This window comes from Shinella sp. S4-D37 (assembly GCF_040812195.1).
Lineage (GTDB): Bacteria > Pseudomonadota > Alphaproteobacteria > Rhizobiales > Rhizobiaceae > Shinella.
The window spans coordinates 2,804,644-2,821,327 of sequence record NZ_JBFNXL010000005.1; the positions used below are offsets into that span (position 1 = coordinate 2,804,644).

The window sequence follows — 16,684 nt, forward strand, 5'->3', positions numbered from 1 at the left end:
CCGGAAAAGCCGGCCGTTCCCTGCGGCCGGCTTTTTCGTATGCCCTTGCCTGTTCCCTCCGGAACACTTTTCCCGCGCCCGGCATGGGAAACAGCGTTCAACACACCGGGTTCGAACCGGGGAACGCACAGCAAGGGACCGATCACGATGGCAAAGTTCTTCACCACCCTCCTCGGCCGCATCCGCACCGTCGACAGCACGACCGTCGATCGCGTCCGCCCGCCGCGTCGCGGCTTCGAGATCGCACTCCACCCGACGACGCCGCGCCGCGGCGAAGACCGCCCGCAGACCGGCTCGCGCGGGCCGCGCCACCGCTGATCAGGCGAAGGGGATGGCGAGGACCAGCGCGAGGAACAGGCAGAGGCCGACGACGCCGTTGAACTTGAAGAGCGCCAGGCACTGTTCCGGATCGTCGATGTCGAGCGTGGCGATCTGCCAGGCGAGCATGGCGGCGGCGGCGACAAGGCCGAGCCAGGCGACGATGCCGATGCCGGCGAGCCAGAAGGAAAGCGCGACCAGCGCGACCGTCAGGCCGTAGAGGCCGATCAGCCATTGTCCCGTCCGCTCGCCGAAAAGGCGCGCGGTGGAGCGCACGCCGATCAGCGCGTCGTCTTCCTTGTCCTGGTGGGCGTAGATCGTGTCGTAGCCGATGGTCCAGGCGATGGCGGCGACGTAGAGCGCCAGCGAGGCGCCCGAAACTTCCGAGAACTCCGCCGCCCAGCCCATCAGCGCGCCCCAGGAAAAGGCCATGCCGAGGAAGAATTGCGGCCAGTCGGTGAAGCGCTTGGCGAAGGGATAGATCGCGACGATGGCCAGCGAGGCGATGCCGAGCACGACGGTGAAGAGATTGAACTGCAGGAGCACGAGGAGGCCGACGAGCGCCTGCAGCGCCATGAACACCTTCGCCTGCCGGCGGCTGACGCGGCCGGAGGGCAGCGGGCGCGAGCGGGTGCGGGCCACCGCCTGGTCGATCTCGTGGTCGACGAGGTCGTTATAGGTGCATCCGGCGCCGCGCATCGCGACGGCCCCGACGAAGAACAGGAAAAGCTGCGTGACGAAGCGCGCAAGATCGAAGGTGCCGATGGCCGCCGAGACATTGGCCGCCAGCGCCGCCGACCAGAGGCAGGGGAGCAGCAGCAACTGCCAGCCGATCGGCCGGTCCCAGCGGGCGAGTTGCGCATAGGGCCAGGCCGCGCGCGGCAGCACGCGATAGACCCAGTTTCGGGACGGCGCGTCGGCGACGCGGCCGGAATCGGACGGAGAACTGATCATATGCCTTGATCGCAAGCGGCAGGGTGCCGGTCAAGCCGGCACCGCGCCGCAGGAGCATCCGCGCAGGTCGAAAGGATTCACGGCAGCGTGAAATCGAACCGGTAGGTGGCCGAAAGGCCGATGAGCACCTGGTCGCGGTCGCCGCGTTGCTTGACGAGGCTCGACTTCGCCGCGTCGCCGACGAGGCGCTTGTATTCTGCAAAGGCGCTCGTCTCGATCTTCTCGTTGACCTGCCAGGTGATCGCCGCGCCCGCGCCCACCGAGTGGATGCCGCCGCCCGGATCGTAGGCGGCAAGGCCGGACTTGGCGACCTGGTTCGGCTTCACGCCGTAATAGGTGTCCATGTAGTCGTTGGAGGCGAGCGTCACGCGCGGGCCGGCCGAGACGCGCACGTCCGGGCGAACGTCGACGAAGGCGTCGGCCGCAATATCGGCGACGATGCCGTCATGGCTGCGGATGCCGTGGCGCACCTCGCCGCGCACGCGCAGCCAGTCCGTCGGATAGGCTTCGGCAAAGGCGCCGAGTTCGCCGCCGAACTTCACCGGCGTCAGGCCGCGCAGGTCCTTCGAATCGTCGTCGTCGCGCGGCATGACGAGCTTTCCCGTCGCGCCGGCGCGAAAGCCGCCATTGTCGATCAGCGCGAAGGACGGGTTGTCGTTGCGCGAGGAGAAGCGGACGGTGCTGCCCGCCTTGCCGAGCGAGATCATCGGCGTGACCTGGAACAGGTACTTTTTCGCCCCTTCGTAGCGCGGCGCGGCGAAGCCGGCGGCGCCGACCTTCAGATACCAGTCGCCGGACCAGAAATGACCGCCCTCGCCCGCAAGGGCGGAAACGGGCGCGACAAGGAGGGCGGCCGCAGTCATTGCGGTCGAGACACGGATACGCAAAACCAAAATCCTCGCTTCACCGGCAGGCCCGCCGCGGGCTGCCGAAACCTTCGATTGCGCGAACATTAGCCGCGTTTCATTACCGCTTTGCTAACCATCCGCTAGGTGGTGACGAGGAACGAATCGGCCTTGCCGGCGTTTTGCGGGGGAACGAACAAGGAGTTTCCCGATGACCGTCAGCACGATGGAACTGAAGCTGCAGGCAATCCGCAACGACACCGGCCTTTCGCGCGAGGAGAAGATCGCAAAGCTGGAGAAGCTGCGCACCGAGGCCCGCGCCCTCCAGCGCGCCGCCACCGAAAGCGCCATGGTGGAGGACGACGGCTGGTACGAGGACGTGCACCTGATCGACACCGAGCTTGAGACGCTCGGCCGCACCGTCGAGGAAAAGGGCGCCGCCACGCTGTAGATGCGCGGCGTTTCAGGAGAACCGATTGTCCGCCGCGGGGGCTTTCCTGCGGCGATGCGAATGCTAAGGTCGCTCCCGGGACAAAGAAGGAGCGGAGACTTTCATGATCGGTCTGGCAATCGCGGCGGTGGTCGTCCTCTACGCCATCGTTATCTACAATAGCCTCGTCAAGGCGCGTCAGGTGAAGGAGGAGGCCTGGTCCGGCATCGACGTGCAGTTGAAGCGCCGCGCCGACCTCATCCCCAACCTCATCGAGACCGTGAAGGGCTACGCCGCGCACGAGAAGGACACGCTGGAAAAGGTGGTGGAACTGCGCAACCGGGCACAGGCCGTCCCTGCCGGCGATGTCGCCGGCAGGGCGCAGGCCGAAGGCCTGCTCAGCCAGGCGCTCGGCCGCATCTTCGCGCTCGCCGAGGCCTATCCGGACCTCAAGGCCAACCAGAACTTCGCCGAACTGCAGGAGACGCTGGAGACGCTGGAAAACGAGATCCAGATGTCGCGCCGCTACTATAACGGCGCGGCGCGCGACCTCAACGTCAAGGTCGAGAGCTTCCCCTCCAACCTCGTCGCCAGCCTCTTCAAATTCCTGAAAGCGCCCTATTTCGAGATCGAGAACCCGGCCGACCGGGCCGTGCCCACCGTAAAATTCTAGAGCATTTTGTTTTGTCGCATTTCCGAACGGAAAACCGGTATCCACTTTTCCCGGAAACGCTCTCATTCCGGAGCCCCTTCATGATGCGGATTGCCGCCCTCCTGGCGCTGTGGCTCTGCCTTCTGGTCGGAGGCGCGGCCCGGGCGGAGGAATATTTCGACCGCTACCATTCCGACATCGCCGTCGCGAAGAACGGCACCCTGACCGTGACGGAGACGATCCGCGTCCATGCCGAGGGCAACCGGATCCGCCGCGGCATCTATCGCGATTTCCCGCTGACCTTCGTCGATGCCGGCGGGCGCGAGCGCGAGGTGGGCTTCACGATCCTGAGCGTCGAGCGCGACGGGCGGCCGGAACCCTACCGCACGGAAACCATCCGCCGCGGCATCCGCATCTATTTCGGCTCGGCCGACGTGCTGCTCGACCCGGGTTTCCACGAGTACCGCCTGACTTACGAGACGACGCGGCAGATCCGCTTCTTCGACGCGCATGACGAACTGTTCTGGAACGTCACCGGCACCGAATGGGCCTTTCCGATCGAGAAGGCGACGGCGACGGTGACGCTGCCGGCGGGCGTGCGGGCGCAGGACCTGACCGTCTTCACCGGCCCGCTCGGCGCCACGGGCAAGGATGCGCGCGGCGAGAACGGCGGCAACCGGGCGACCTTCGAGACGACGCGCGCGCTGGGCCCGAACGAGGGCCTGACGATCGGCGTGAAGATGCCGGCCGGCAGCATTAGCCGGCCGAGCCCGGCGGAGGAGCGCGCGCTGTTCCTCAAGGACAACCGCAACCTCTTCCTCGCCTTCGGCGGCCTCGTGCTGGTCGTCGGCTACTATCTGTGGGCCTGGCTCTCCGTCGGCCGCGACCCGGCGCGCGGCGTCGTCGTGCCGCGCTGGGATGCGCCGGAGGGCATATCGCCGGCGCTGGTCAACTATATCGACGAGAAGGGGTTCGGCCGGCAGGGCTGGACGGCGATTTCCGCCGCCTTCCTCAATCTTGCCGTCAAGGGCCTCGTCGAACTGAAGGACCTGAAGAATTCCATCACCGTCACCCGCACGCAAAAGCCGCCCGAAAGGCCCCTGCCGACCGGCGAGGCGGCGCTCCTCAAGACCATGGGCGCGGCGGGCAGCACCTTCGTCATCGACAAGTCGAACGGCAAGCGCGTGCAGTCGCTGGGCCACGATTTCAGCCAGGCGATGGAGAAGGAGCACCGCTACAAATACTACCTCGCCAACTGGCCGCAGGTGATCGGCGGCATCCTGCTCTCGCTCGCCTGCCTCGCGGCGCTGCTGATCTTCGGCTCGCTGCCGGAGGAAGGCATCGTGCTCGTCATCCTGCCGGTCTTCGCCTCGGTCTTCGTGTCGATCTTCGCGCTGGCGCTCGGGCAGAACTTCCGCCGGGCGAAAACGCTCGGCGCGCGCATCCTCGCCGTCGCGATGATCGCCTTTGTCGGCTTCGTCTTCCTCACGGTTTTCGGCGGCGTCCTCGTCACTCTGTTCGTCACCAGCGCGGCGGCCGGCCAGGTGCCGCTCTTTGCCGCCGTCGGCGGCATCGTCGTTACCAATCTCGTCTTCTTCTTCCTGATGGGCGCGCCGACGCCGCTCGGCCGCAAGATGATGGACGGCATCGAGGGCCTGCGGCAATATCTGACGCTTGCCGAGAAGGACCGCATGAACATGGCCGGCGCGCCGGACATGTCGCCGCGCCATTACGAGACCCTGCTGCCCTACGCCGTGGCGCTCGGCGTCGAAAAGCCCTGGTCGGAGACCTTCGGCCGCTGGCTCGCCGCCGCCGCGGCGGCCGGTGGTGCCGCCGCCGCCTACCAGCCCGCCTGGTATCATGGCGAGGGCTTTTCCTCCGGCCGCTTCTCCGATCGCATGGGCGGCTTTGCCGGCTCCATGGCGGGCACCATGACCGCCTCCCTGCCCGATCCGCCGAAAAGCTCCTCCTCCGGTTTCTCCTCGGGCGGTGGCGGCGGCTCCTCCGGCGGCGGCGGGGGCGGCGGCGGAGGCGGCGGCTGGTAGGCGATCGCCGCTTCGGCCCGACTTTTCGGGTTTGGGCGGATGACATTTGGCTTGAGGCTTGCTAAGTCCCCGCCAGTCGAAAAATCCATCAGTCAGTGACCCCCATGCCCGATCTTCTGCTTGAACTCCGCTCCGAGGAAATCCCCGCCCGCATGCAGCGCAAGGCGGCGGGCGATCTGAAGAAGCTCGTCACCGACGCGCTGGTGGATGCGGGACTGACCTATGAGGGCGCGCGCGAATACTGGACGCCGCGCCGCCTGACGCTCGATATCCGCGGCCTCAACGCCCGATCGAGCGACGTGCGCGAGGATATCAGGGGCCCGACGACCTCCGCCCCCGAACAGGCGATCCAGGGTTTCCTGCGCAAGGCGGGCCTCGCCTCGGTTTCCGAGGCTCATGTCCATTCGGACCCGAAGAAGGGCGATTACTACGTCGCCCACATCGTCAAGCCGGGCCGCCCCGCCGACGAGATCATCGCCGGGGTGATGCCGGGCATCATCCGCAACTTCCCCTGGCCGAAATCGATGCGCTCCGGCGTCGCCTCGGCAAAGCCCGGCGCCTTGCGCTGGGTGCGCCCGCTGCAGTCGATCGTCTGCACTTTCGGCTCTGAGACCGAGGAAACCCGTATCGTGCCCTTCGAGGTCGACGGCCTCGTCGCCGGCAACGTCACCTACGGCCACCGCTTCCATGCGCCGGAGGCGATCACCGTGCGCCGCTTCGCGGACTATGTCGCCAATCTGGAGAAGGCCAGGGTCGTGCTCGACGCCGAGCGCCGCAAGCAGATCATCGCCACCGACGCCAACAACATCGCCTTTGCGAGCGGCCTCGAACTGGTCGAGGACGAGGGCCTGCTAGAAGAGGTCTGCGGCCTCGTCGAATGGCCACAGGTGCTGATGGGCACCTTCGAGGAGGAATTCCTGGCGATCCCCTCGGAGATCATCCGCCTCACCATCAAGACGAACCAGAAATGCTTCGTCACCCGCAAGCCGGGCGCCGAAACGCTCTCCAACCACTTCATCCTCATCTCGAACATCGAGGCGAAGGACGGCGGCAAGGAGATCGTGCACGGCAACGGCAAGGTCGTGCGCGCCCGCCTGTCGGACGCCAAGCACTTCTGGCTGCGCGACCAGCGCGACCTGCCGGACCTCGACACGCTGAAGGCCCCGGCCGAGAAATTCGGCCTCGACCTCGCAAAGCCGCTCGACCAGCGCATGGCCAAGCTCGACGCGCTGAACGTCACCTTCCATGCCAAGCTCGGGACGCAGGGGCAGCGCGTGGAGCGCATCCGCAAGCTGGCCTCCGAACTCGCCCCCATCATCGGCGCCGATGCGGCGCTGGTCGACCGGGCCGTCGTGCTCGCCAAGGCGGACCTGCGCACCGAGGCCGTCGGCGAATTCCCGGAACTTCAGGGCATCATGGGCCGCAAATATGCCGCGCTCCAGGGCGAGGACGCCGCCGTCGCCGAGGCAATCGAGGACCACTACAAGCCGCAAGGCCCTTCCGACCGCGTGCCGGCGGGCAAGGTGGGCCTCACCGTGGCGCTCGCCGACAAGCTCGACACGCTGATCGGCTTCTGGGCGATCGACGAGAAGCCGACCGGCTCGAAGGACCCCTATGCGCTGCGCCGCGCCGCCCTCGGCGTCATCCGCATGCTGCTCGAAAAGAACATCCGCCTGCCGCTCGGCTCCGTCGTCAAGGATGCGGACCTCGTCGCCTTCTTCCACGACCGCCTGAAGGTCTATCTGCGCGACTTGGGCGCGCGCCACGACCTGATCGACGCCGTGCTGACGCCCGAGGCCGACGATCTCCTGATGGTGGCCCGCCGCGTCGAGGCGCTGACGGCCTTCATCACCTCGGAAGACGGCCGCAACCTTCTCGCCGGCACCAAGCGCGCCACGCAGCTTCTGGCCGCCGAGGAGAAGAAGGGCACCGTCGTCGAAGGCGCCGTCTCGGCCGACCTTCTGAAACTCGACGCCGAAAAGGCCCTCCACGCCGCCGTGGAGACCGCGACGAAGGACGCCGCTGCCGCCGTCGCCGGGGAGGATTTCCGCTTCGCCATGGAAGCCCTGTCGATGCTGCGCGCGCCGGTCGACCAGTTCTTCAACGACGTGCTGGTCAACGACGAGGATCCCGCCATCCGCGCCAACCGCCTCGCCCTCCTCTCCGCCATCCGGGCGGCAACGGGCACGGTCGCGGATTTCTCCAGGATCGCGGGATAGGTCGGGCCTTGAGGAGGGGAGCACATACGCTTGCGCCCCCGCTTGAGGTCAGGGGCGCAAAACGTCCGCTTTCGCGGATTCCTGTCAGCCTGGAGGGACTGAGAGGCAGGGCGTCCTCAATATGGGGTCAGTTGAGCCGAAGTTCAAACCCTGCCGGATCAAACTCCCGTGAAGTCGCCATGCCGGCCGTAACCGTCGGGTGGGCCGCAGCCTCGTCCAGCGCGCCGGTGCGGGCGCCGGCATCGACGGTTTCCAGGCTCGTGGCCTTCTCGTTCGCCGGCTTCTCGGCCTCGGCGGCCTGATGGACCTCCGCCGGCGCCTTGCTGACGAAGAGCACGGGCGAACCGCCCATCCAGGCTTCCGTGCGGAAGATCTTGCGCTCGCCGTTCTCCTCGCGGATCTCCACCTTCTGCGTGCCGGGGTCGATGGCATCGACATGGTAGGTGGCGTGTTTCGGCTTCGGCTTCAGCGCCGGGCAATCGTCGCAGCGGACCGCCGAAATGCTGGAGCCGCCGGACGATGCCGCGGCGAGGGGCTCGATCGAACCCGCGAAGGCGGGGGCGGCAAGAAGCATGACGGCGAAGGTCGGCAGCAGGGTACGCATCAACGGTCTCCCTTATGGTTGTAGGGAGAATAGCGCCTGCCGGTTACGGCCCCGTCAGGGGAAATGGTAAAATTTGAACGATCCGGCGTTTTTCCCGCCCGGCCTTACGCCTTTTCGCGCGCGACGGCGCGCCAGCCGATGTCGCGGCGGCAGAAGCCGTTGTCCCATTCCACCCGATCGAGCGCCTGGTAGGCCGCCTTTTGCGCCTCCGCGACGGTCCTTGCGACGGCCGTGACGTTGAGCACGCGCCCGCCCGTCGCCACCAGCTGGCCGTCCTTCAGCGCTGTGCCGGCATGAAACACCATGCTGGCCGCGTCGTCGGCCGGCAGCGAGCGGATCGGCGTGTTCTTCTCATAGGCGCCCGGATAGCCCTTCGAGGCCATGACGACGGTGAGCGCCGGCGCATCGCGCCAGGCGGCGGTGACCGTGTCGAGCCGGCCGGTCGCGGCCGCATGCAGGATCGGCAGCAGGTCGCTTTCCAGCCGCATCATCAGCACCTGGCATTCCGGATCGCCGAAACGCACATTGTATTCGATGAGTTCGGGGCCCTTGGCCGTGATCATCAGCCCGGCGAAGAGCACGCCCTGGAAGGGGTGGCCGTCGGCGGCCATGCCGCGGATCGTCGGCTCGATGATCTCCTTCATGGTGCGCGCGACCATCTCCGGCGTCATCACCGGGGCGGGCGAATAGGCGCCCATGCCGCCGGTATTGGGGCCGGTGTCGCCGTCGCCGACGCGCTTGTGGTCCTGCGCGGAGGCGAGCGGCAGGGCGTTCACGCCGTCGCACAGGCAGAAGAAGCTCGCCTCCTCGCCGTCGAGGAAGGCTTCCACCACGACTTCCGCGCCCGCCGCGCCGAAGGCGCCGTCGAAGCAGTCGTCCACGGCGGCCAGCGCCTCGTTAAGCGTCATGGCGACGGTCACGCCCTTGCCGGCGGCAAGCCCGTCCGCCTTGATGACGATCGGCGCGCCCTCGCGCTCGACATAGGCCTTGGCGGCGGCGGCATCGGTGAAGCGCCGGTAGGCGCCGGTGGGGATGTCGTACTTGGCGCACAGGTCCTTGGTGAAGCCCTTGGAGCCTTCGAGTTGCGCGGCGGCGGCCGAGGGGCCGAAGACGTCGATGCCGGCGGCGCGCAGCACGTCGGCCATGCCGGCGACGAGCGGGGCTTCCGGCCCGACCACCACGAAGGTGACGCCGTTCTCGCGGCAGAAGGCGGCGACCGCGGCGTGATCGTCGAGGTCGAGCGTAACGAGCGTCGCGCAGGCGGCGATGCCGGGATTGCCGGGGGCGGCATAGAGCCGCTCCAGCAGAGGCGATTGCGCGAGCTTCCAGGCAAGGGCGTGCTCGCGTCCGCCCGATCCGATCAACAGAACCTTCATGCCCATACCCTCGATCCGTCCTTCGTTGCTGGCGGGTTAAGGGGACGGGGCCGAAAGGTCAAGGGTTGCCGGACGATGGAGGGCGTCTGTCCACCCGAAGCACCCCTGTCACCCGGGGAACCGCGCGGCGGCGCGTTCTGGCCGATAGTCGCGTCACCAACAACGCGAACCTCGAAGCAACCGCCATGAAAGCCCTCGTCCTCACCATCAACGTCCTCGGTTTCACCGCCCTCTTCCTCGCCTATACGATGGGCGCCGCGGTCGACCGTCCGTCGGGTGTGCGCCGGGCGCTCCAGACCTATGCCGGCCAGCTTCCCACCGGCGCGATGCCGACGCTGAAGCCCGTCTGGGAACTCGGCGTGAAGGTTTCGACGCTGGCTTGAGCGGATACCAAGCTCCTCATCCGGCCTGCCGGCCACCTTCTCCTTGGCTGCGGGGCGAAGGGGATGTGCCGCGCCGGTTTCCCCAACCAATGCACGTTTGCAAGGCAAGTCCCCTCGCCCCGCTTGCGGGGAGAGGGTTAGAGTGAGGGGCAAATTTCAGATCGAGCGGGTGATGCCGCCGTCGACGCGGATGTTCTGGCCGGTGATGTAGGCGGCGCCGTCGGAGGCGAGGAAGGCCACGGTGGCGGCGATCTCCTCGCTCGTGCCGTAGCGCTTCATCGGCACGCCGTCGCGCCGCTCCTCGGTCGCCGGCAGGCTGTCGATCCAGCCGGGCAGCACGTTGTTCATGCGGATGTTGTCGGCCGCATAGGTGTCGGCGAAGATCTTGGTGAACGAGGCGAGGCCCGCGCGGGCGACCGCCGAGGTCGGGAACATCGAACTCGGCTCGAAGGCCCAGGCGGTGGAGATGTTGATGATGACGCCGGACTTCTGCTTCTGCATGACCGGGGTGACGAGGCGCGTCGGGCGAACGGCATTGAGGAAATAGACGTCGATGCCCGTATGCCAGTCCTCGTCGGTAAGATCGAGGATCGGCTTGCGGGGGCCGTGGCCGGCGCTGTTGACCAGCACGTCGATGCGGCCCCAGCGCTCCAGCGCGCCGTCGACGAGGCGCTTCAGGTCGTCGTTCGACTGGTTGGAGCCGGTGACGCCGAAGCCGCCGCTCTCGGCCGCCAGCGCCTCGCCCTTGCCGGAGGAGGACAGGACGGCGATCCTGAAGCCGTCCGCCGCCAGCCGCTTCGCCGCCGCAGCGCCCATGCCGCTGCCGCCCGCCGTGATGATCGCTACCTTTTCCATGTCGTTCCTCCCGGTTGGATTCAAGCCGCGTTGCCGGCCCAGTTCGCGCCGCCGGCATCCGTCAGAAGGAAGGCCTCGCCGCAGGCTTTGGCCAGCGTGCGCACGCGCAGGATGTAGCTCTGGCGCTCGGTGACGGAGATGACGCCGCGGGCGTCGAGCAGGTTGAAGACATGGCTGGCCTTGATGCACTGGTCGTAGGCCGGCAGCACGCATTTGTGCAAGGCATTGCCGTCGCCCGGCGCGCCGGCGGCAAGCAGCGCCTGGCACTCCTTCTCCGCATCGATGAAATGGCGGTGCAGCATGGCGGTGTCGGCGAACTCGAAATTGTGGCGGGAATATTCCTGCTCGGCCTGCAGGAAGACGTCGCCATAGGTGATCTTTTCCGCGCCCTCGCGGCCGTTGAAATTGAGGTCGTAGACGTTGTCGACGCCCTGCACATACATGGCGAGGCGCTCCAGGCCGTAGGTCAATTCGCCCGCGACGGGGGAGCATTCGATGCCGCAGACCTGCTGGAAATAGGTGAACTGTGAGACCTCCATGCCGTCGCACCAGCATTCCCAGCCGAGGCCCCAGGCGCCGAGCGTCGGGCTTTCCCAGTCGTCCTCCACGAAGCGCACGTCATGCAGCAGCGGATCGAGGCCGATGGCGGCGAGCGAGCCGAGATAGAGCTCCTGCAGGTTCGACGGGTTGGGCTTCAGGATGACCTGGTACTGGTAATAGTGCTGCAGGCGGTTCGGGTTCTCGCCGTAGCGGCCGTCGGACGGGCGGCGCGAGGGCTGCACATAGGCGGCGCGCCACGGGCGGGGGCCGAGCGCGCGCAGCGTGGTCGCCGGATGGAACGTGCCGGCGCCCACCTCCATGTCGTAGGGCTGGAGCACCGCGCAGCCCTTGTCCGCCCAGTAGTTGTGCAGCGTCAGGATGAGCGCCTGGAAGGAGCGCGTCGGGTTCATGTGGTCAGGCAGGGCGGCAGGGGTCATCGGTTTCGTCCGGGCATTCTTGGAAAGGTGCCGGACTGGTGCCACGATGCGCCTTGGGGGTCAAGGGTTTCAGCCCCCGGCCCCCTCAATGCATCAATGCCGTTCGAGCGAGCGGAAGAGGCCGGAGCCGGCGGCCTGGGTGACGGCCTGCACGCGCTGCGGGGCAAGGCCCGGCACCGGCCGCACCTGGCGGCGAAGCCCGCCCGGGATGCGCGCGCCGTACCAGGCGGCGAGTCTCGGAAGCTCGCGGCCGAGCGTGCTCTCCGCCTGCCAGCCGAGCCCCTCCAGCGCCCGCGTGTCGAGCGGCGGACGGCTGACATTGTCCGGCCGGCCGGCGGTGAGGCTGACGCCGGAGACCGGGTCCTGCACGGCATCGAGCACGAGGCGGGTGATCGAGAGGATATCGAGAAAATCCTCGCCGGCGACATTGTAGGTGGCGTTCTCCGCCCCGCGCCTCACCACCGCGCGCAGCGCCGAGCAGAAATCCGCCATGGCGACGAAACCGCGCCTCTGCCGGCCGTCGCCATGCACCGGCAGCGGCCGGCCGACGGCGGCAAGCTCGAGGAAGCGCGGCAGCAGCTTTTCGGTGTTCTGGCGCGTGCCGACGATGTTGGCCGGGCGCAGCACGCGGATATCGAGGCCGAAAGAGCGGCGAAGGCCGGCGATCAGCATCTCGGCGGCGGCCTTGGAGGCGCCGAGCGGATTGTCGGGCAGGAGCGGCGCCATCTCGCCGACCGGCTGGCCGTTGCCGGCACCGTAAACCTCGGCGGAGCTGACATGGATCATCAGCGGCACGCGGCGGCGGCCCATCGCCTCGACCAGGACCTGCGTGCCCAGCGCATTGGCCAGCGTGAACCGCTCCGGCACCGACAGGGCGCGCTCGACATGGCTCTCGCCGGCCGCATGCACGACGAGGTCCGCATCCTTCAGGATTTCCGTGACGAGGTCGAGATTGCCGACATCGCCCTCCTGCAAGGTCACGCGGCCGGTGCGGAAGGCGGCGTCGAGATGCGACATGTCGGCGGCATAGGTGAAGGCGTCGAGCACGCGGATGCGCGCATTCGGGCAGTGGGCGATGAGGTCGTCGACGATATGCGAACCGACGAAGCCGGCACCGCCCGTCACGACGATGGTGCGGATCCGGTCGAGGTCGAGCGAGGCCATTGGGTATTCTCCGTTCACTGCCGGGCCGCCCTCGTGGCGCCCCTGACCGCTAGATCGGCCTTCCCACCCGCGGCGGCAACGCCGGCCGGCGGCCGCAAGGCTTATATCCGGCGTTAACCTTACGCAGCATGGTTAATGTGCCGGAGCCGCACGCCGCGGCCCGCCGTCCGGTCCCGCGCTGGCACACAGCCGTGCCTTGTCCCCGGCCTGTCGACATTGCCGCGAATCGCCCTAGTCGTCGTCGCGGCGCAGGCGATATTCGCCGGTCTCCGGGTCCTTGACGAGCGTGCCCGTCGCGCCGGTGCGGCGTTCCTCTTCCGAACGCTTGCGCAACCGGCTCAAGCGCTCGGCATCGGCCACGAACTTGCGATAGCCGTACCAGGCAAGACCGACGACCAGCAGCAGAAAGATGATCTGGGCCATCGCCCCTCCCCTTGTTTTCCCGGCGCCCTATCCGGAAAGGCCGAAGCGGCCCCACAGCGCCTTTTCTTCCGCAAGGCCCGCCACGGCGGCCACGCCCGCAGAGCCTATACGCTCCGCCATGTCGCCGGGAAGCCCCCCGATGCCGGGCGCCCTGCGACCGAACAGCCCCTTGGGCGCGGAAACCAGCTCCAGCCGCGTCTTTTCGCCATAGCGCTTCTTCAGTTCCGCGCGCATGTCGGCAAGGCCGTCGACGAGGCCGAGCGCCACGCCGCGCCCGCCGGTCCAAAACAGGCCGGAGAAGAGATCGGGGTCGTCGGCCAGTTTCGCGCCGCGCCGCTCCTTCACCATGTCGATGAACACCTGGTGGATCTCGAGCTGCAGGGATTTGAGATATTCGATCTCGCTCTCGCGCTCGGGCTGGAAGGGATCGAGGATCGCCTTGTTCGTACCGGCCGTGTAGACGCGCCGCTCGACGCCGATCTTCTTCAGCATTTCCGGAAAGCCGAAGCCGCCCGAGACGACGCCGATAGAGCCAACGATCGAGGTCGGGTCGGCAAAGATCTCGTCGCCGGCAAGAGCGATCATGTAGCCGCCGGAGGCCGCCACGTCCTCGACGAAGACCAGCACGCGCTTGTTCTTCTCCGTTGCAAGCTCGCGGATGCGCTGGAAGATCAGCCGCGACTGCACGGGCGAGCCGCCCGGCGAATTGATGGAGATGGCGACGGCCGGGGCCTCCTTGTAGGCGAAGGCCTTTTCCAGCGCGGGCGCGGCGCTGGCGAGATTGAGCGCCGGCCGGAACTGGCTGCCCGCCGCCATGATCGCCCCCTGCAGCCGGACGACCGGGATCGCGACCCCCTCCTTGCGGAACCTCTTGGGCACCAGCGTCTTCAAAAATCCGGCCATCGCGCGATCCTGTCTCCTGTTCGTCTGCCCGGCTGATGTATGCATGGCGGGCGAAAACGCAAGGCAATCACGGAATATTCAGGGTTGCGACAGGCGCGGATAGCGTGCCCGGCCGTTGTTGAGGTCGTCGACGAAGGGGGTGAAGGCGTGGCGGCCGGGCTCGTGCATGACGAGGGGCATGCGCAGCGCGAGCCCCGCGCGCGAGCCCTTGATGGCGGTGACGAGGATGCGCAGCGCCGGCTCACCCGGGCGGGGATGGAGGCCGGTGACCTCGATGCCGCCGAAGCGGCGGCCGCAGGCGGCGATGATCTCGGCGATCGATTGCGGCCGGGCGATGAGCGAGAGCTGGCCGCCCGGCTTCAGGATCGCGCCGGCCGTACGGATCCAGCGCTCGAAGAGGTCGTGCTCCATCGCATGGGCCTCGGCCTTCAGCGCGTCCGGCGTGCGGCTGCCGATGCGGTCGTTGAAGGGCGGGTTCATGATGACGTGGTCGAAGACCTCGTCGGCAAGGCCCGCCGCCACGCGCGCCGCGCCCGCCAGACCCACATCGGCCTCCAGCACCTCGACGCGGGCCGAGAAGGCCGCGTTCTCCGCAAGCCCCGCCGACTTGCGGGCGAAACCGGCCATCAGCGGCGAGCGCTCGACGAGCAGCACCTCGGCCTTCTCGTTGCATGCGGCGACGGCAAGGCCGGCAGCCCCCGCCCCCGCGCCGAGATCGGCGACGCGCATCGGCCCCTCGCCCGCCACCAGCGCGGCGAGCAGCATGGCGTCCATGCCCGAGCGATGGCCGATGCCCTTCGGTTGGACGACGTGGAAACGGCCGCGGTGGAAGGCGTCGATGGTTTCGGTGACGATCATGGGCGGGCCGTCCTTCGCGTGTGGGGGCGGGCTTGGCCTACCCCCCTCTGCCCTGCCGGGCATCTCCCCCACAGGGGGGGAGATTGGATCGTGGCACCACTCTGCCCCAAGTCGATCTCCCCCCCTGTGAGGGAGATGCCCGGCAGGGCAGAGGGGGGTGCTCCGAATGCAGCCTTCACTGCGAAAACCATTGCCCTCACGCCCGCAGCTCCGCCGCCAGCCCCGCATCCTTGAGGATCCGCCGCGCCTCGTCCTCCCGGTCGCTCTCGACCAGGAAACGGCGGGGCAGCATGCCGAGGGAGCCTTCGAGGATGCTCATCGCCTGATCGGCGATCAGGCAATGGATTCCCGCCTCCTTCATCAGGCTTTCCGCAAAGGAAAGCAGGACGGCGTCGTTGGTGCGGATCAATTCGATCATTCCGGTCGTTTTCCAGCCATAATTGGTAAGGCGGGACAATTCGCCTCTTGCCGCAGGAAGCCCCGCTTTCTATTGTCTTTCAATAAAAATGAACAGGAGTCCGGGCATTTGGGCGTCGTGATACCGCTTGAAGAAGGCAAAAACAAACAGGCATCGGTGAAGCCGCTCGTCGATCTCACGAAGGCCGACATGGAGCGGGTGAACCAGCTCATCCTGTCGAAGGCCGGCTCCGACGTCGCGATGATCCCGGAGGTCGCCAACCACCTGATCTCCTCCGGCGGCAAGCGCCTGCGCCCCATGCTGACACTCGCCGCCGCGGCGCTGTTCGGCTATGACGGCGACCAGCACGTCAAGCTCGCCACCAGCGTCGAGTTCATGCACACGGCAACGCTGCTGCACGACGACGTGGTGGACGAGAGCGACATGCGCCGCGGCAAATCCACCGCCCGCATGATCTGGGGCAACCAGGCGAGCGTGCTCGTCGGCGATTTCCTGCTCGGCCAGGCCTTCAAGATGATGGTCGAGGTCGGCTCGCTGGAGGCGCTGGACGTGCTGTCCACCGCCGCCACCGTGATCGCCGAGGGCGAGGTGCTGCAGCTCTCCGTCGCCAAGAACATGGAGACGACCGAGGACGACTATCTGGAAGTCATCCGCGCCAAGACGGCGGCACTCTTCGCCGCGGCCGCCGAAGTGGGTCCCATCATCGCCAATGTCGGCCGGGCCGAGCGCAACGCGCTGAAATCCTACGGCATGAATCTGGGCCTCGCCTTCCAGCTCGTCGACGATGCGCTCGACTACGGCGGCAAGGCGGCCGACCTCGGCAAGAACACCGGCGACGATTTCCGGGAGGGCAAGATCACCCTGCCCGTCATACTCGCCTGGCGCCGCGGCACGACGGAAGACCGCGCCTTCTGGCGCGAGGCCATCGAGGGCGGCAAGAGCGACGACGCGAACCTCGAACGCGCCCTCGGCCTCATCACCCGCTATGGCGGGCTTTCGGACACCATCGCCCGCGCCCAGCACTACGGCATGATCGCGCGCGACGCGCTGGCGCCCCTGCCGGCCTCGCCCTGGAAGAACGCGCTGCTCGAAGTCATCGACTTCTCCATCGCCCGCGTCAGCTGACCGTAGCCGCGAAATCGGGGCGGCAGGATTTTCTTGCCGCACCGCGCCAAAAAAGCCATTCTCTGCCGTCATGAGTCCGTGATTGATTTGGGCGCGAGCGCGACCGGATTGGTCACGGCATTCCCCACACAGGGC

The 16,684-nt window shown here is 67.5% G+C and carries 18 protein-coding genes; 7 read left to right on the forward strand and 11 right to left on the reverse strand.

Going from position 1 to position 16,684, the window contains the following annotated elements:
- The first annotated feature begins 147 nt into the window (after positions 1-147).
- Entirely contained in the window at positions 148-318 is a 171-nt protein-coding gene (locus AB3G45_RS21240) for a hypothetical protein (protein WP_367832434.1), read from the forward strand.
- On the opposite strand, the gene ubiA is transcribed toward AB3G45_RS21240, so the two are convergent.
- Together ubiA and AB3G45_RS21250 are read right to left on the reverse strand one after the other, a co-directional pair.
- Positions 319-1,272, reverse strand: a complete 954-nt coding sequence (gene ubiA / locus AB3G45_RS21245) for a 4-hydroxybenzoate octaprenyltransferase (RefSeq protein WP_367832435.1) — start codon at positions 1,270-1,272, stop codon at positions 319-321.
- A gap of 77 nt (positions 1,273-1,349) precedes the next feature.
- Positions 1,350-2,159 (reverse strand): MipA/OmpV family protein, encoded by an 810-nt coding sequence (locus tag AB3G45_RS21250; protein ID WP_367832436.1) that lies wholly within the window; start codon positions 2,157-2,159, stop codon positions 1,350-1,352.
- A 169-nt stretch (positions 2,160-2,328) separates the two neighbouring features.
- Between AB3G45_RS21250 and AB3G45_RS21255 the strand changes: the two genes are divergently transcribed.
- The 4 genes from AB3G45_RS21255 (at position 2,329) to glyS (ending at position 7,463) form a co-directional block, all read left to right on the forward strand.
- The gene (locus AB3G45_RS21255; protein ID WP_367832437.1) at positions 2,329-2,568 is read left to right on the forward strand and encodes a hypothetical protein; all 240 of its coding nucleotides are present in this window, start codon (positions 2,329-2,331) and stop codon (positions 2,566-2,568) included.
- Between the two features lie 103 nt (positions 2,569-2,671).
- Positions 2,672-3,220, forward strand: coding sequence for a LemA family protein (locus tag AB3G45_RS21260; RefSeq protein WP_367832438.1), 549 nt, complete (start codon positions 2,672-2,674; stop codon positions 3,218-3,220).
- Positions 3,221-3,300: 80 nt separating this feature from the next.
- Positions 3,301-5,244 (forward strand): DUF2207 domain-containing protein, encoded by a 1,944-nt coding sequence (locus tag AB3G45_RS21265; RefSeq protein ID WP_367832439.1) that lies wholly within the window; start codon positions 3,301-3,303, stop codon positions 5,242-5,244.
- Positions 5,245-5,348: 104 nt separating this feature from the next.
- A complete protein-coding gene (gene glyS, locus AB3G45_RS21270) occupies positions 5,349-7,463 on the forward strand; it encodes a glycine--tRNA ligase subunit beta (protein WP_367832440.1) in 2,115 nt (704 codons plus the stop codon).
- Between the two features lie 127 nt (positions 7,464-7,590).
- On the opposite strand, the gene AB3G45_RS21275 is transcribed toward glyS, so the two are convergent.
- Both AB3G45_RS21275 and purD read right to left on the reverse strand, forming a co-directional pair.
- A complete protein-coding gene (locus AB3G45_RS21275) occupies positions 7,591-8,067 on the reverse strand; it encodes a plant virulence effector HPE1-like domain-containing protein (protein ID WP_367832441.1) in 477 nt (158 codons plus the stop codon).
- Between the two features lie 104 nt (positions 8,068-8,171).
- Positions 8,172-9,443: a phosphoribosylamine--glycine ligase gene (gene purD, locus AB3G45_RS21280; protein ID WP_367832442.1), complete on the reverse strand. Its 1,272-nt coding sequence runs from the start codon at positions 9,441-9,443 to the stop codon at positions 8,172-8,174.
- A gap of 185 nt (positions 9,444-9,628) precedes the next feature.
- Between purD and AB3G45_RS21285 the strand changes: the two genes are divergently transcribed.
- Positions 9,629-9,826 (forward strand): hypothetical protein, encoded by a 198-nt coding sequence (locus tag AB3G45_RS21285; RefSeq protein ID WP_306034023.1) that lies wholly within the window; start codon positions 9,629-9,631, stop codon positions 9,824-9,826.
- A 156-nt stretch (positions 9,827-9,982) separates the two neighbouring features.
- Here AB3G45_RS21285 and AB3G45_RS21290 read toward each other — a convergent pair whose 3' ends face one another.
- From AB3G45_RS21290 to AB3G45_RS21320, 7 genes are all read right to left on the reverse strand, one after another.
- On the reverse strand, positions 9,983-10,681 hold the full coding sequence (locus AB3G45_RS21290; protein ID WP_367832443.1) for an SDR family oxidoreductase: 699 nt from the start codon (positions 10,679-10,681) through the stop codon (positions 9,983-9,985).
- A gap of 20 nt (positions 10,682-10,701) precedes the next feature.
- Complete coding sequence (locus tag AB3G45_RS21295; RefSeq protein WP_367832444.1) at positions 10,702-11,658, reverse strand: glycine--tRNA ligase subunit alpha; 957 nt, start codon at positions 11,656-11,658, stop codon at positions 10,702-10,704.
- A gap of 93 nt (positions 11,659-11,751) precedes the next feature.
- The gene (locus tag AB3G45_RS21300; RefSeq protein WP_367832445.1) at positions 11,752-12,822 is read right to left on the reverse strand and encodes a dTDP-glucose 4,6-dehydratase; all 1,071 of its coding nucleotides are present in this window, start codon (positions 12,820-12,822) and stop codon (positions 11,752-11,754) included.
- Between the two features lie 231 nt (positions 12,823-13,053).
- The gene (locus tag AB3G45_RS21305) at positions 13,054-13,245 is read right to left on the reverse strand and encodes a hypothetical protein (RefSeq protein WP_367832446.1); all 192 of its coding nucleotides are present in this window, start codon (positions 13,243-13,245) and stop codon (positions 13,054-13,056) included.
- A 27-nt stretch (positions 13,246-13,272) separates the two neighbouring features.
- Positions 13,273-14,148, reverse strand: coding sequence for a S49 family peptidase (locus tag AB3G45_RS21310; protein ID WP_367832447.1), 876 nt, complete (start codon positions 14,146-14,148; stop codon positions 13,273-13,275).
- A gap of 78 nt (positions 14,149-14,226) precedes the next feature.
- Positions 14,227-15,006: a tRNA1(Val) (adenine(37)-N6)-methyltransferase gene (locus tag AB3G45_RS21315; protein ID WP_367832448.1), complete on the reverse strand. Its 780-nt coding sequence runs from the start codon at positions 15,004-15,006 to the stop codon at positions 14,227-14,229.
- 196 nt (positions 15,007-15,202) lie between these two features.
- The gene (locus AB3G45_RS21320) at positions 15,203-15,424 is read right to left on the reverse strand and encodes a DUF2007 domain-containing protein (RefSeq protein ID WP_367832449.1); all 222 of its coding nucleotides are present in this window, start codon (positions 15,422-15,424) and stop codon (positions 15,203-15,205) included.
- 108 nt (positions 15,425-15,532) lie between these two features.
- On the opposite strand from AB3G45_RS21320, the gene AB3G45_RS21325 reads away from it, so the two are divergent.
- The gene (locus AB3G45_RS21325; RefSeq protein ID WP_367832450.1) at positions 15,533-16,549 is read left to right on the forward strand and encodes a polyprenyl synthetase family protein; all 1,017 of its coding nucleotides are present in this window, start codon (positions 15,533-15,535) and stop codon (positions 16,547-16,549) included.
- The last annotated feature ends 135 nt before the right edge of the window (positions 16,550-16,684 follow it).